At 39.6% G+C, this 15,590-nt stretch carries 11 protein-coding genes; 6 read left to right on the forward strand and 5 right to left on the reverse strand.

What is annotated here, in order from left to right; all coding sequences use genetic code 11:
* From H5154_RS11900 to H5154_RS11915, 4 genes are all read right to left on the reverse strand, one after another.
* On the reverse strand, positions 1-479 hold a 479-nt coding region (locus H5154_RS11900; protein ID WP_182718401.1), incomplete at its 3' end, for a winged helix-turn-helix domain-containing protein.
* Between the two features lie 305 nt (positions 480-784).
* Complete coding sequence (locus H5154_RS11905; RefSeq protein WP_182718402.1) at positions 785-3,532, reverse strand: TonB-dependent siderophore receptor; 2,748 nt, start codon at positions 3,530-3,532, stop codon at positions 785-787.
* Positions 3,533-4,031: 499 nt separating this feature from the next.
* Entirely contained in the window at positions 4,032-6,905 is a 2,874-nt protein-coding gene (locus H5154_RS11910; RefSeq protein ID WP_182718403.1) for a TonB-dependent receptor domain-containing protein, read from the reverse strand.
* Positions 6,906-7,180: 275 nt separating this feature from the next.
* Complete coding sequence (locus H5154_RS11915) at positions 7,181-9,571, reverse strand: DNA polymerase II (RefSeq protein ID WP_182718404.1); 2,391 nt, start codon at positions 9,569-9,571, stop codon at positions 7,181-7,183.
* Positions 9,572-9,631: 60 nt separating this feature from the next.
* Between H5154_RS11915 and dinG the strand changes: the two genes are divergently transcribed.
* Genes dinG through H5154_RS11945 form a run of 6 tightly spaced genes read left to right on the forward strand, consistent with a single transcriptional unit; the run spans position 9,632 to position 14,481 of the window.
* Positions 9,632-11,707 carry an ATP-dependent DNA helicase DinG gene (gene dinG / locus H5154_RS11920; RefSeq protein ID WP_182718405.1) on the forward strand — a complete coding sequence of 692 codons (2,076 nt, stop codon included), beginning with the start codon at positions 9,632-9,634 and terminating at the stop codon, positions 11,705-11,707.
* Entirely contained in the window at positions 11,707-12,483 is a 777-nt protein-coding gene (locus H5154_RS11925) for a TSUP family transporter (protein ID WP_182718406.1), read from the forward strand. The genes dinG and H5154_RS11925 overlap by 1 nt, the downstream gene beginning before the upstream one ends.
* A 1-nt stretch (position 12,484) precedes the next feature.
* Positions 12,485-13,105 (forward strand): primosomal replication protein, encoded by a 621-nt coding sequence (locus H5154_RS11930; protein WP_182718407.1) that lies wholly within the window; start codon positions 12,485-12,487, stop codon positions 13,103-13,105.
* Positions 13,106-13,107: 2 nt separating this feature from the next.
* The gene (locus tag H5154_RS11935) at positions 13,108-14,010 is read left to right on the forward strand and encodes a histone deacetylase (RefSeq protein WP_182718408.1); all 903 of its coding nucleotides are present in this window, start codon (positions 13,108-13,110) and stop codon (positions 14,008-14,010) included.
* A gap of 38 nt (positions 14,011-14,048) precedes the next feature.
* Positions 14,049-14,321 carry a late competence development ComFB family protein gene (locus H5154_RS11940; protein ID WP_182718409.1) on the forward strand — a complete coding sequence of 91 codons (273 nt, stop codon included), beginning with the start codon at positions 14,049-14,051 and terminating at the stop codon, positions 14,319-14,321.
* A complete protein-coding gene (locus H5154_RS11945; protein WP_182718410.1) occupies positions 14,314-14,481 on the forward strand; it encodes a DUF2496 domain-containing protein in 168 nt (55 codons plus the stop codon). Before H5154_RS11940 ends, H5154_RS11945 begins: the two co-directional genes overlap by 8 nt.
* Positions 14,482-14,513: 32 nt before the next feature.
* Here the strand turns inward: H5154_RS11945 and H5154_RS11950 are convergent, their stop codons facing one another.
* A complete protein-coding gene (locus H5154_RS11950; protein ID WP_182718411.1) occupies positions 14,514-15,548 on the reverse strand; it encodes an isoaspartyl peptidase/L-asparaginase family protein in 1,035 nt (344 codons plus the stop codon).
* Positions 15,549-15,590: the final 42 nt, after the last annotated feature.

Below are 15,590 nucleotides of genomic sequence, written 5' to 3' on the forward strand. Positions count from 1 at the left end.
TTTCCACTTGGAACTTTTTTAAAAGCCTCTTGGCTTTCTTTTGACTGCTTTGGGTGCTTAGAACGGCTTGTGATCCAGCTAAACCCACGCTTCTTGAGCAGTTTGTAAATATGATCGGTGTGATACCTTACATTGAACTGGTCATAAATATACTGAGCAATATCTTCCCCCATTAGTCTGCCTCCTTCTGAAGAACTTGCTGACTGTTTTACATAATCTGACAGTGTGTTTAGTTGTTGTAAGGTTAATTTAACTGGACGACCTTTAATCGGTTTGTTGTTCAAGCCAGTAACGCCATTATTAAGGTCGTTTGAAACCCATTTATTGGCACTGCCGCGCGCTGTATTTAGGCGCTTAGCAATATTCGTTCTGTTTTCACCCTCAAAGAATAATGAAACAGCAAGCAGGCGTATTCGCTTTCTTGCATTCGGCTCTTTACGTGATAAAGCTAAAAGTTGCTTGGATTTTTCTAAGTTCAATTTAGTAAAAGTAGATAAGTATCAGTGTGCTAATTAGATCACATAATTTGGCAGATTGGTATTATGCCATTAAAGGGAAAGCACGTTGATATACCATTAGTATCGTAACAAACTACTAACCTAGTCATATCTGTTGCTTGTTTAGTTAAATTATCGAAGATTAGAAGTGGCAATTAGTTCTTTTTATTAACCGATATTAAGATAATGCTTGAAAATAAAACGTCAATTTTTGATAAAAAAATACCTGCAGATTAAAATTAGCAGGTATTTCATATGGCTAGTTACTTGTTAGCAATATTTAGTTGTTAAAACTTGAATGTTGCTTTTAAGTAGTATTCACGACCGGTCAAACGATGAACACGAATAAGTGCACCGTTATCGCCGTTACTTACATATGGCGGCTCTTTATCAGAGATATTATTGATACCTAAACTAAGAGTTAAATGCTCAAAATTATAGTAACCATTGATGTCATTATACGCTACCGTACCTACACGGTCAGATAAAACACCATTTGGCTCAGCATAGTCATCTACAGCACTTTGATATTGGATGGTATGAGTAAGACCCCAATCACCTTGTGAGTAGTTTGTTCTAAAGTTAGCACGAAGTTTATTAAACGCACCACGTCCACCGTTTGCAACATCAGCACCGTATCCACCAAGAAGTTCTGTTGTTTCCAAACCTTCAGCTTCATTGTGATCTAATTCAAGAACATAAGTACCATTTAAGTTAAACTTCAACTCACCACCTAATACATCTAGGCCGTATTTTAAGTCAAAGTCTATACCACTTGAATTAAAAATACCTAAGTTCTGAGTCGATAATTCAACACCACTTAAACTACCTTGCGAATCACGACGAGGACCACCTACTGTACCATAAGCAACTGGGCCTTTAATTTGAGCACATAATGGTGAAGAAAAGTCTTTACTATTATAACATTCATTACTAATAGTACCGATTGAAAGCTCACCTATAATATCTGTAATTTCAATATCATAATAATCTAGCGCTACACTGAAACCTTCGATAAACTCTGGAGCCCATACAACGCCTAAATTTTTACTTTCCGATTGCTCAGGACCAATATCAGGATTACCACCTACCCAAGAGCCAGACTGTTGGTTAGGTTGTGCCCAATCACCTGGTAGACCATCTGCAGCACAGTTAGCCTTAAGTTCAGCGCTTGCATCAGGATTAGAACCATATTTAATACATGGATCAGTATAAGTTTCAGCTGAATTAGCACGAGGTGCAAATAAAGTACTCACGCCAGGTGTTCTGAAGCCCTCTGATAAATTAGCGCGAACTAATAAATCTGAATATGGGCGCCATTCAATAGCAAACTTAGTAGTAACTTCAGCGTCATCAATTAAGCTTACATCAGTGCGACGTGCAGCTGCTGTAAAATCTAAACGCTCAGCAAACGGTAAGTCAGCTAAAATAGGCACATTAATCTCAGCATAAAATGATTCAGTTGTATAACCGCCATCAGTTCCGTCTGGTGCTACACCATAAATTGCCCCAAGACCAGCCGCACCGTCCGGTAACGATGTATAATGAGTCGTTAAATGTTCATACCCCGTTGCCCAAGCAATAGTACCGGCTGGTAATTCAAAGCTTGTTTCACCAGCAATATTGAACTGTAATTGTGTATCTTCTGCTTTACTTGTTGAGCTCATTGGAACAATAATCCAATCTCTCATATCATTTGTTAGAGAGTCTTTTTGGAACGGGTCCCATACTCCCGGACAAGCTGCATTAGCAGAACATAATTCTGGATCTACCAATGTATTAGCACGTTCTTGGTGAATACGCCCACCGATTTCTTCAGTTCTACGGCGGCTATTGAACGAATAGCTTGTGTCCCAATACCAACCATTGCTAAATTCACCTTCAAAACCAGTAGTAATTAAATATTCAGTAATAGAAAATTCAGAAGTACGTCCTTCAGATTCTGTTAAACGTCGTTGAGCAAATACCTTTTCACCAAATGTATTCCCTGGATTTGTTTCAGGAACAGGCATACTCCAGAAAGTGCCGACAGGTGCCAAACGGGTTTTATTCACACGATGTGTAAATGATGCTTCAGATACAAATGTTACAGTAGAAAAACCACTATCGATAAGTTCGTAATTAGCGGAACCGAAAAGATTATATTTTTCAAGTGGTTGATAAATGATACTAGTATCAGCATAGTTATAACGATCAGCACTTTCTATTGCTCGAGGTTTACCATCCGCGCCTTTAACAAAGGTTTTACCGACAATACCTGGAATAGAGAATGAAGCTGGTGAGGTTGTTGCAGAGCCACCAGCACATACCACTTTGCCCTCAACGCTACCATCTGCATTTTCTTTTGTTATATCTTCTGCGCGCACACAACTTGCCCAATCACGGTCTTCACCATAAATTGCATCACGTTGTTCATAACCTGCTGAGAATACAATATTCCCTTTATCAGTTTCAACACCGGTAATGAACGAGATATTAGACGTTTTGCCGTCATTTTCACTCGTCTGTTGATGGCGGAATTCTATTTCAGCACCAGAGTAATCATTGTTTGTAACAAAGTTAACTACACCAGCAATTGCATCAGAGCCATAAATTGTTGATGCTCCATCGCGTAAAACATCAACTCTCGCTACTGCCGCCATTGGAATAATAGAAATGTCACCACTGAAACGACGACCATTTAAAAGAACAAGCGTACGACTCGCACCTAAACCCCTTAGGTTCATTGTTACGCTACCATTACCACCGTTATTAACGTTACTACCGTATGAACCACCACTAATAATTGGTAATTGTTGTACAAATTGCTCAAGGGTAGGAGCACCCGTAGCTTTAATGTCATCTAATGAATAAGTAGTAACAGGTACTGACGTTTCCATATCTGTGCGACTAATACGTGACCCTGTCACTTGAATTCTTTCAACTTTATCAGCGCCCTCTTCAGCAGCAATCGAGCTTGCTGAAAACGCAGCGGTTGAAGCCGCACCAAAAGCGATCGCTAAGCGAACAGCCTTTGAAACTTTATTATTTAACATTTGATTCTCCCTGGGTCATATTTATATATGATTTTATTAGTTTTAATTGCTAGAAATTGAGTACTTAAGTGCCAATATATGACACTAAGTACCTAATTGAGCAATGCGATACTAATATTAGAGATGACCAAAGGTCAACAGTTATTTAACCTGAAAATCAATAGTTTTACAGATAAAGAACAAATAAATTCAAGAAAGTTACATTATAACCAATTGTTTTATCTAGAAATAAAGCTTTTATTTATGCTTATAAGGTGATTTCCTTTAAAAAAATAACCATGTAAAAAACCAGTTCTAACTCAATAATTTATAACAAAATCAATAAAAAGTTATGCAATAGGTTGCTTAGTAATGATATCAAAAGCGTTTATGGTGCCTCTAATACTTTCTGAGTTAGTGTTTTGTATCGCGAAAAATTAAATCTATCCTCTACATTACGTAAAAAAAGCCCTAATAGATCGGGCTTTTGTTAACTTTAATTTAATGATTTATAAACCCATTAAAACTTCAAATTTACACTCATGTGGATAAAGCGACCCAATGTATCGTAAAATCCAGCAACTGTGTTTGCATTTGAAGCAATAGTATTACCCACCATTGGAGGTTCTTTATCGAAGATATTATTCATACCACCAGTAAACGTTACATGTTCGTTAATAGAGTAACTACCAGATAAGTCGATAAAACTATAAGAACCTATACCACCGTTTTCAATTAATGAGGCATCTGCTGTTCCATCGTAGTCAATACCACCATAGTAACGCCATTTAGCTCCTACACGCCAGTCATCACGGATGTAATTAACGTTAGCAGTATGACGCCATTTAGGCGAAGCAAAACAGTCTGTATTAATATTACCGGCACAGTCATAAGCTAAGGTTGAATCACCTAAGATAGGTTCAACTTCTTTCTTCATGCTGTAGTAACCGTTAATGTCAAACTTCAAGCTTGCATTTTCTAGATCCATTGAGTAGGCAGCTGTAGCATCAATCCCTTCCCACGTTCTACCACCAATATTATCACTTAGGTTTGTTACAAAACCTGCTTGACCTAACCAAAGGCTACCAGATGGACTACGAGTAATGTTATTACAGAAAAATTCATCACCAGTTTCAGCACAGTTGTTTAATATACGCTCTGCGCCTACTGTACCAATAACCTTTTCGATTTCAATTTTGAAGTAATCAACAGAGAAGTTAAAGTTTTCAAAAGGAGAAGCAACTAAACCAATTGTAAGCGTTTCACCTTCTTCTGGTTGAAGTGCTGGGTTACCACCAGATAGCTGGTTATATTGTCCTGCAGGTGACTCACCAATACTTCCGTATTGTGAATCATTCACGCCAGCATTAGCACATTGGCTTGCTGAGTACGCTGGTCTGTCAGCTGCATCGGCTGCTGTAGGATCACCAGCACAACCGTCTGCACCACTCCAAAGGCCAATACTTTGAGCAGCAAATAACTCACCTACGTTAGGAGCACGTACAACTTTCGCAAAGCTAGTTCTAAATTTGTATGTGTCTGCAAGAGTATAGTCAACACCAATTGAGTAAGTAGTATCTGAACCAGTTGTTGAATAATCAGACCAACGAGCTGCTGCTGAAACATTTAATTCATCTAAGACTGGGATTTGTAACTCACCGTAAACTTCGTTCACGTCAATTGCACCGTATAGGCTTGGTGAAGGTCCACCTTGACCTAATAACTGACCTTCTTCGTAAACTGTGTCTGATACACGTTCGTAATCTTGTTCACGACGCTCAACACCAAATACAGCGCCTATAGGAAGAGATGCCGTAGGAAGAGTCCAATCAAACTCACCACTAATATAACCACTGTAAATAACTTGAGTTACTAGACCCGTTTGAGTACCTACACCTGCAAGTTGAGCTGCTTGCTCTGGTGTTACACCACCAAGTTCAAATACGTTGTAGTATAAACAACCATCTGCCTCATCACATTCTGTCCCTACAGCACCAACGCGAGGAGCTATTTTCGGTGAAAGCAAGTCATTTTTGTAAACAGAGCTTGAAGTCGTTGCAGAGTAGTTGTAGCTAACATCGTATGACCAGTTATCGCTCAGTTCACCTTCCATACCCGTTAGTATTCTGTATGACGAATGCTCTAAGTTATCTGAACGAGGGCCACCTTCTACATTACGTTTACCAATGTATGCAACAAATTGATCAGTTCCATCTTGACTGAATAAGCCTTGAAGCTGCTGCTTTTGAGCATCAGATAATAAAGGGTTATTGTAATCAAATAAAATCTCTTCATTATAGAACGTACCAGATTCAGCAATCTGACCTGCTGTTCTATTATGCATGAAAGAGAACTCTAAATATGGACGGAAAGTTTCATTGATTTCATAATCAATGAAAGTACCTAGAGTAAAACGCTCATTTGGTCTTAAAAAGTGATTAACTGGAGCATAGTTGTAACGATAACCATCGTCCTCTCTAAAACCTGTACCATTTGGATCTAGGTAACCGTAAAAATTTTGTTTGTAATCAACTTCACCATCAACCACGGGGTAGATATCAAAAAATGGGTTTGGAGTTGTACCAGAACCACCACAAGATTGACCCGCGCCATTTAGTGCACAAGATGAATAATCTCGAGAGCCCTGTAACAGTTCAGTTTGACGGTTGTAAGTTACATAACCTACAGCGTGACCTTTGCTGCCATCGAATCCACCACCAACAGTAAAATCTATGCTGTAAGACTTACCATCGATACCTGTACTACCTGTATCGTATTCAAAGCCTTTCTCATCCATCAAACCTTGAATGTATTTGTTATCATTATTGTGTTGATAACCAGAAGTACCTACGTTAAGAGAAATACCTTCGAACTGATCATCCATTACAAAGTTAACAACACCAGCAACAGCATCAGCACCGTAAACAGCAGCTGCACCACCAGTTAAAACATCTACTCGCTTAATCAGTGATGAAGGAATTTGATTTATATCAGCAACTTGAGATGTGATACTACCAGCTTGCATTCTTCGGCCGTTAATCAAAACTAAAGTTCTATTTGAACCTAGACCACGTAAATCTACTGTTGCAGTACCTGTTGCGCCATTCGCTAAAAATGAACTTTCTGCAGCTTCAATTTGTGGCAACTGATTCAAGATATCTTCAACACGAGTGAAACCGCTTAGTTTAATCTCTTCTGCAGTCATTACAGTAACTGGGCTAGATGTCTCTAAATCTGTCCGCTTAATGCGAGAACCTGTTACTTGAATACGTTCAACTTTTTCAACGCCATCTTTTTCTTCTGCAGCAAATGAGCTGGCAGAAAACGCAGCTGTTGACACTGCACCAAAAGCGATCGCTAAGCGAACTGCCTTTGAAACTTTATTATTTAACATTTGATTCTCCCTGGACCACTATATTGTGGATTATTTTTATTTAGCTTTTGTAAACTATCGCAACAATTATGTTGCAAACGCATCACGATACTAAACAAAAAAAACCAATATGCCAACATTTGTTCACATTAATTTAATTTAACCGGCATAAAAACCCAGACAATGCAATAAAACGGTACAAAAACGATTAAAATAGCAACAATATATTTTAATAACACTTTCAAAAGTACACTTTTTAGCAACAAAAAATTAACAATACCGATATTTGGAACTATTTAAATAAGTTGTAATTGTGCTTTATTGGGCGAATTGAAATCTTTATTCAAGGGAAGAAGGATCATTTGTGCGATTGGTTTGAGTTGTTTTTCGACATAAATTGCATAGTCATATTTTTGACTTGTCTGGGTTTGCTGCACGTTTGCATAGAGCTCTGCACCAACATGAGTGTATACATATTCAACAATTTGGCCTTTATTAATAACAAATTCAGGGTGAGTTGCTTGGTGTTTTTTGACAGCTTGGACTTGAGGTGGGATATTTTTTTGATAATCAGCCAAGTGTTGGCCGAGTTTTTTTCTGTATACGAGTTTGTCGTCAAATTCCCCAGCATACAAACGGGTAATGTAACTTTCAATAATAGGGGTTAACATTTCAACAGTAAAACTGTCGCTGAATAAAGTTTCAAATAGTTCGGTTTGAAATTCATGCGCTAATTCTGTCCAGTCACTTCGCACGGTTTCCATACCTTTAAAAATTAATTCTTTTTTATCATCTCCTTGTACCTGGCCAACATAACGTTTTTTTGAACCGGTGGTTTTGCCACGGATAGTCGGCATAAAGAATGGGCTATAAAGTGTTTCGAATTCTATTTCTAAATAACTTTGTGTCGCAAAGCGCTGTTTTATTGTTTGCTGCCATTTTTCATTAATAGTATTAGCTAATTGCTTGCCAATTTCTTTGCAGTTATCTGAATCAAGTTGATCTGGTAGGCTCACAAATGTTGAATCGGTATCACCATAAATAACAGTATAACCAAGCTCTTCGATCCACAATCTGCTGGTTTGCATTATTTCATGACCACGCAAAGTAATAGAGCTTGATAAGCGTGGATCGTAAAAACGACACCCCTTTGAGCCTAACACGCCGTATAAACTGTTCATGATGATTTTTATAGCTTGCGACAGCATGGGCTGAGCAGTATTTTTTGCGTGTTGCCTTGATGAGGCTAACTTTTTTATTAAATTAGGAAGGTGATGCTCAGTGCGAGAAAAAAAAGCGTCTTTAAAACCTGCAATCGCGTTATCAGGCTCCTCTAAGCCGCGAATTAACCCAAGCGGATCAATACAAAACGTTTGCATAATCGATGGATACAAGCTTTTAAAATCCAACACGATAACATTTTTATAAAGCCCAGGAATTGACTCCATCACAAAACCGCCTGGGCTTTCAAACGATAAGCCATGATCGCCTAGATTCGGTGCAACATAACCGCTTCGATGCAATAACGGTAAATATAAGTTAGTAAAAGCAGCCACTGAGCCACCCATTCGTTCTAACTCTAATCCTGTTAACTGCGTGCGAACAATAGCAAATTCAATGAGTTTTAACTTTGCAAAGATACGATTAACTAACACACAATCTTGACGATTATAGGCCGCTAGCGAGAGCTTATCTTCATTATATTGACGAATAATTTCACTCAAGCGGTTATCGCTTTGGATTAACTTTTTCTCGCCTAGTATTTTATGGCTCACATTAGCCAGTGAGAAACTATCAAAATGATAAGTAGCATTTTTTAGCGTATCTATGCCATCGATAACACAGCGCCCAGGCAGAGTTAAACGGGTAAAGTGTCCTTCTCTGATCTGTAATTGACCATTACCTCGACCCAATAATAATTTAACGCCAAGGGCATCCGCGCGTCGATTAAGTACATTAAAATCAAATTCAATGACGTTCCAACCAATAATAATGTCAGGATCTGCTTGTTGTACCAGCTGCTGTAATTGAGTCAGCAAATCAATTTCATCATGGCACCAATGAATAGTCTGTTCACTCTGTTGTGGCTCGCCAACCATAATAACGCAATCAATGCCCTCTCCTACTAAACCAACTGAAAACAACACGCCTTCACCACTGCACTCAATATCCATTGACAGCGTTTTAAAACGTGGTTTATACGAATCAGCTGCTTTTAGCTGAGCATTGTCGATTTGGATAAAGCCAGCTTGTTGAGTAACGTCGCCTGTCACCCACACCCCACCTCGAATAAAACGCTCCATTAAAAAGCGATCGCTGTGGCGTACATCACCTTCATATACTGTGATCTGGTTTTCTAGGGGTTGGTTTTCTAAAAGCTGCCTTGCTTGATATAACGCTTGTGAGCTTGAAAAATAGCAAGCGATGCATTGTTCGCCACTAAAGTGTTTAATCGCAACGTCTTTAAATTCGACATTGATATTGTGCTTTGATAACAACTGAGCAGCTAAAGCACGTTGTTTTATTAAAATAAAAAATACCGCTTGTTGATTTGGCACTAACACTTTTATCGGACCATGATCAGAGCTTAGCCAATAGCACAGTGTGATCCCACTATGGCGGCTATACTTATCAGCAGAATATTGTTGCCTAGAAAGTATAAAGCCTTGATAGATTGCTTGTGTCAATGTTCGATCCCAATTAATATACAGCACTGTGATTATATACATACTTTAGGTTATTGACCCATGCTTTCTGATGCATTAAAAACGACGATAAGAAAAATTCACAAGCATGTGGCCGATAACCTCAGTGATTATCGCCCTCGCAGTAGCCAAAATTACTTAGTAGCCGAAATTGCAAAAACACTGGCGGGCGAGTACCACAAAAAACAGCGGATCTGCGTTATTGAAGCTGGTACTGGTACGGGTAAATCGCTGGCTTATTGTTTAGGTGCATTACCGCTGGCGCTTGCACAAAAAAAGAAGTTAATTATTTCTACTGCAACGGTAGCCCTTCAAGAGCAATTAATAAGTAAAGAACTCCCCTTTTTTAAAAAACATTCAGGCCTTGATTTCAAGTTTGATTTAGTCAAAGGCCGCCAGCGCTACCTATGTGCACACAAGCTACATAATGCGGTTAATGGTGACAATCAAACACAAATGGACTTTATGCCCACCCTTACTTCGCCACTGAGTGCGATGGAAACTAAATGTTTGCAGCAACTCTATGATGCTTACACCAATAAAAAGTGGCAAGGCGATCGAGACAGCTGGGCAGATACTATCCCTGATCGCGTTTGGGGATTAATTGCTTGCGATAAACATGCTTGTCAACGACAAATGAAAGCACATCAAACCTGCCCTTTTCAACTTGCTCGTCAACGCTTGATGCAAATGGATGTATTAGTGATTAACCATTCATTATTATTAGCTGATCTTGATTTAGGTGGCGGGAAAATTCTGCCCGAGCCAGATAATAGTATTTACGTTATTGATGAAGCTCATCATCTTGCTCATATTACGCGTGACTTTTCATCTGCCGCAGCGACGATTAAAGGCACCATTGATTGGCTTGATAAACTCACTAAATTTAGTGGCAAAATGGCCAAAGTATTAGTAGGTCAAAAAGCCATTGGGCAAAATTTTAAGCTCTGTGACAGTATTAATGATGCTAATAAAGACTTAAAAGTTGTTCGCGATATTTTGGATAATGCCGATTTTAACTATTCAAAAGACGATACATACCGATTTGAACATGGTGAAATACCTGAATCGTTACACGCTAAAGCCAAAGATATCAGCGAGGCGACCCTCGATGCTCTGCGCTGCTTAAATAAAATGCACGATACCTTAGTACAAGATGTCAGTGATGGTGATATCAAACCCTATGTTGCCGATCCTATTTTAGGCGAAAGCGGTCATTACATTAATCGTTTAGAGCAACTAAACAAACTTTGGTATAGCTACGCCACCAAGGGTGAAGGCACACCACATGCACGTTGGATAAAGCGTTTAGAATACAAAAACCATCACGACCATCTACTCAGCGATTGCCCTATTGAAGTTGGCTACTATTTAAAAGATAAACTGTGGCGACAATGTGCCGGTGCGGTTTTATGCTCAGCGACCCTGACTGCACTTGGTTCATTCGATCATTTTGCTTACGAAAGCGGTCTTACTAAAGAAGAAGGTGTAAAATACTTAAAAGTACCTTCTCCGTTTGATTATCCTAATCAAGCCACTTTGCACATACCAACATCACACATCGAGCCGACCGATAAAGAATTTAGTGATCATCTGGCCAAAGTATTGCCGGATCACTTAAATACGCAACATGCTAATTTAGTGTTGTTTGCGTCTTACTGGCAAATGGATCATGTAGTAAAAGCTTTGCGCGCTAAAAACCTCGACATTTTAGTACAAGGTGAAATGTCGCGTGAAGCACTGTTAAAGCAACATACAAAGAATATAGATGCGGGTAAAGGCAGTATTTTATTTGGCACACAAAGCTTATCCGAAGGACTCGACTTACCGGGTAAATACCTTGAGAACTTAGTGATCACTAAAATTCCATTCGCGGTACCCACCTCCCCCATTGAAGAGGCACAAGCAGAGTTTTTACAAAGTAAAGGGGGTAATCCGTTTTTATCTATCACGGTGCCTGATGCGGCTAAGAAATTAGTGCAAAGCTGTGGTAGACTGCTGCGTAAAGAGAACGATCAAGGGCGCATTACAATCCTAGATCGCCGTTTAGTGACCAAGCGATATGGCAAAGCCATGCTTGACACATTACCACCCTTTAAAAGACAAATAGATTATTAATGTTTGAACTTGCACTAGACCCAACAACCTGGGCACTTCTTTGCGCAGTGGCACTTGCCGCAGGCTTTATAGACGCAATAGCCGGTGGTGGTGGCATGTTAACCGTGCCAGCACTTTTAACAGCAGGATTGCCGCCCCATTTAACACTTGGCACTAACAAATTAGCCGCGAGCTTTGGCTCACTCACAGCAAGTGTTACTTACTTCCGTAAGCAATTATTTAATCCTCAATTCTGGGCAGCGTCAATTATAGCAACCGCCATTGGCGCTTTACTTGGTACCCTTATTGTTGACTACCTGAGTATTGAATTTTTAAACAAACTACTGCCTATTGTTATCATTATGGTAGCCTGCTACAGCTTATTTGGCAGTTTAAGCACGGTAGAACATGATCAATTACCACCATTGAACAAAACAACTAAAATAAAACAATGGCTACAAGGCTTAAGCTTAGGCTTTTTTGATGGCTTGGCAGGCCCTGGGACCGGGACTTTTTGGACTGCATCAAATAGCTTACTGTATAAAATGAGTTTACTGCTAAACTGTGGTTTAGCCCGTTCAATGAATTTTGTGTCAAATTTTGTATCACTGATCACTTTTGTAGCGCTTGGTCATGTTAACTTTTTACTCGGCATCACAATGGGCTTCTTTTTGATGTTTGGAGCCTGGCTTGGAGCTCATTCAGCAATTCGGTTTGGCAGTAAGTTTATTCGTCCTGTTTTTAATACTGTGGTGATAATTTTAGCGTTAAAACTAATTTACGAGGCTTATTTATAAAATGCGAACAGCTTCTTTTGATAAGCTTTGCCAACAAGTTGCAACCTTAAAGCAGCATGCTGAGCAATTTGATAAAGCCAAGTTATTTGCTAAAAACCGCTATATGCAGGCACAACCCAGTTTATTTGACCGAGGTGTGTTTACTACTAAAAGCATGAAATTAGTTGATTATGTGTTAGAAATTGAAGATGAAGTTAATAGCCTTCCACCACTGGAGCGTCGCCATGCTCATAATTATGCTTTAGAGCGTATCGGTAATCAGGTGCAAGCCGTATTTAACGTCATTAAATCAACCCCTATTTGGGAAAAAGAAAACAAAAGCACTTACAAACCCCGTAGTAAAACCTATAATAAATCGGCACCTTACCAACAAGCTGTAAAACAAATTATGCAACCCGCCCATGAGCTATATGACGAACTCAAACAAAATCATGAGTTCGAGCGTCGCTTAGTGCTAATGGTTGAAGAATGTAAGCTAAGAATGCAAAATGTGGGTCCTGTAAAAGCAAAAGCCATTAATTTAGAGATCCTTGCTCTTCATGGCCGCCTTGGTCGCTGCCGTAAGGCAATATCTGCCACCGAAGAAAAAATTCAAATAGTTGAAAAACAACAATTACGCTAGCTATGACTGTTTTTTATCATCCACTATACTCTGCGCTTGAACTGCCTGTACGCCATCGTTTTCCAATCGCTAAATATAAATTGCTAAAACAAGAAATTGCAGAGCTTGGTTTTACTGACTTTATTAGCCCAAATAAAGCGACTAATGAACAGCTCCAGCTTTGCCACAGCCATGAGTATGTTGAACGCTTTATTAGCGGGCAGTTAACTGACAAAGAAATAAAGAAAATGGGTTTCCCATGGTCAAATCAACTGGTAGAGCGCACTTTATTTTCTGTTGGTGCAAGTATTCAAGCCGCTGAATACGCTTTAAAAACGCAGCTGGCGGTAAATCTCAGCGGCGGATATCATCATGCTTATAATGCTTACGGCAGTGGTTTTTGTATTTTCAACGACCTCGTGGTTGCCGCCGCTCACCTCATTAACACTGAGCAAGCATCAACGGTGCTGATTTTTGATTGTGATGTACACCAAGGTGATGGCACAGCCGAAATTTGTGGCTCTCTTGATGGAGTGATTAGCTGTTCGATTCATTGTCAGCAAAACTTTCCACGTTTAAAGCAGCATTCTGATTATGATTTCTCACTCAACACTGGCTGCAGCGATAATGAATATTTAAAAACAGTCGCTAATGCCTTGGCTTTTTGTATCCGTCTTCATCAGCCTGATATTATTTTATATAACGCCGGAGCTGATATTTGTAGCCAAGACGAATTAGGCTATTTTGATGTTAGTTTAGAGGGTGTATATCAACGCGATTCGCTGGTTCTAGCAACCTGCAAACAGCACTCAATTCCTTTAATGTGCGCGCTCGGTGGCGGTTATCAGCGAGATACACAAAAGTTAGTTGAAGTTCATAAGCTGCTTTTTCAAGCGATTGTCGATTTATACCCGCACTTGGTATAAACTAAAAACAGCTTAATACTACTAAGGTAGATAACACAGTGCGATTACATGACGACATACACAATTACTATGAAAAAATTATGATTGAAGAAATCATTAAACGACAACTTGAAAAGCAATATAGTGAAGACGTAATGGCTGATTTTTGCTGTACTGTACTAAACCAACTACCTGCCCGATACATTCGCTATGATGTAGATATGGAGTTTTACTTACCACACGTTGAACGCTCTCATATGGAGGAACGAGTAAATATTGCCATTGATGTTGCAATCAGCCAAATAGCGAAAAAAAAGGGCGGACATGAGTAAAGAGTTAACCCAAGCACCTACACACGTAAAATTAGCCGTAGACTTAATAATGCTGCTTGAACAACATGACGTTGCCGCTGATGATGTGCTCAAAGCACTTGAAATAATCAAAAGCGATTATGAAAAAAAACGCCTCAATACTAACATACAGCCAGCATAGTTTACTGGCTGTAGTACATTTACATAATCGTATTATTCGTCTTTAAAAATTGCCACATAGGTCGCTTGCGTATTTGATTTGCTGGCCCGATACATACCAATGGTATTAAACGGTAAGCTGATATTACCTTTGCTATCAACGATGATCACTCCTCCAGTACCGCCAATCGGCTTTAGCACACTATTAATCACTTCATCACCCGCTTGTGTAATAGTCTTACTTTGATATTTAACTCGTGCGCAAATATCAGCCGCGACATTATAACGAATGAAATACTCGCCGTGGCCAGTGGCAGATACCGCACATGACGCATTTTCAGCAAATGTACCAGCACCAATTACAGGGGCATCACCAATGCGACCAAAACGCTTTGCAGTCATCCCGCCCGTTGAAGTACCTGCCGCCAAGTTACCATTTTTATCAAGTGCAACAGCACCCACAGTGCCCATTTTATAATTGACGGGTAACGCCTGATGCGCAGCTTGATAATCTTTACTGGTAGCTTTGGCTTTATCTAGTTTTTCTTTTGCTTTTAATAACGCTTTATAACGGTTATCCGTATCGAATAGGTTATTTTCGACCAATGGAACGCCCTGCTCTTTGGCAAACTCTTCAGCACCTTGACCACTGAGCATCACATGAACCGATTCTTCCATCACCAGACGCGCTAAATTAATCGGATTTTCAATATGTTTAACACCCGCAACAGCGCCCGCTTGACGGTCACGACCATCCATAATTGACGCATCTAATTCATGACTGCCGTCATAGGTATATACCGCACCTCGACCAGCATTAAAGTATGGCGAGTTTTCTAATACATTGATTGCAGCGGTTACTGCATCTAGGCTTTCGCCACCTTGCTCAAGTACTTTATAGCCAGTTTCTACCGCCTCTTTGAGTTTAGAGCGATAAGCTTGTTCTTGCTCTGGAGTAAAACGACTTTTTTCAATCGTGCCTGCCCCACCGTGAATAGCGATAGCCAAAGGTGCACTAGCGCTTATGGCTAATGGGCTAAACGTTATACAGCACGCACTAACTAAAGCGCTAAAAAGTGACTTGTTCATACAGGTAGCTTGTGTTGGAAATAAGTATAACCAATGTGAATA

Origin of the sequence: Pseudoalteromonas sp. SR44-5 (genome assembly GCF_014163675.1) — a bacterium.
Classification (GTDB): Bacteria; Pseudomonadota; Gammaproteobacteria; order Enterobacterales; family Alteromonadaceae; genus Pseudoalteromonas; species Pseudoalteromonas rhizosphaerae.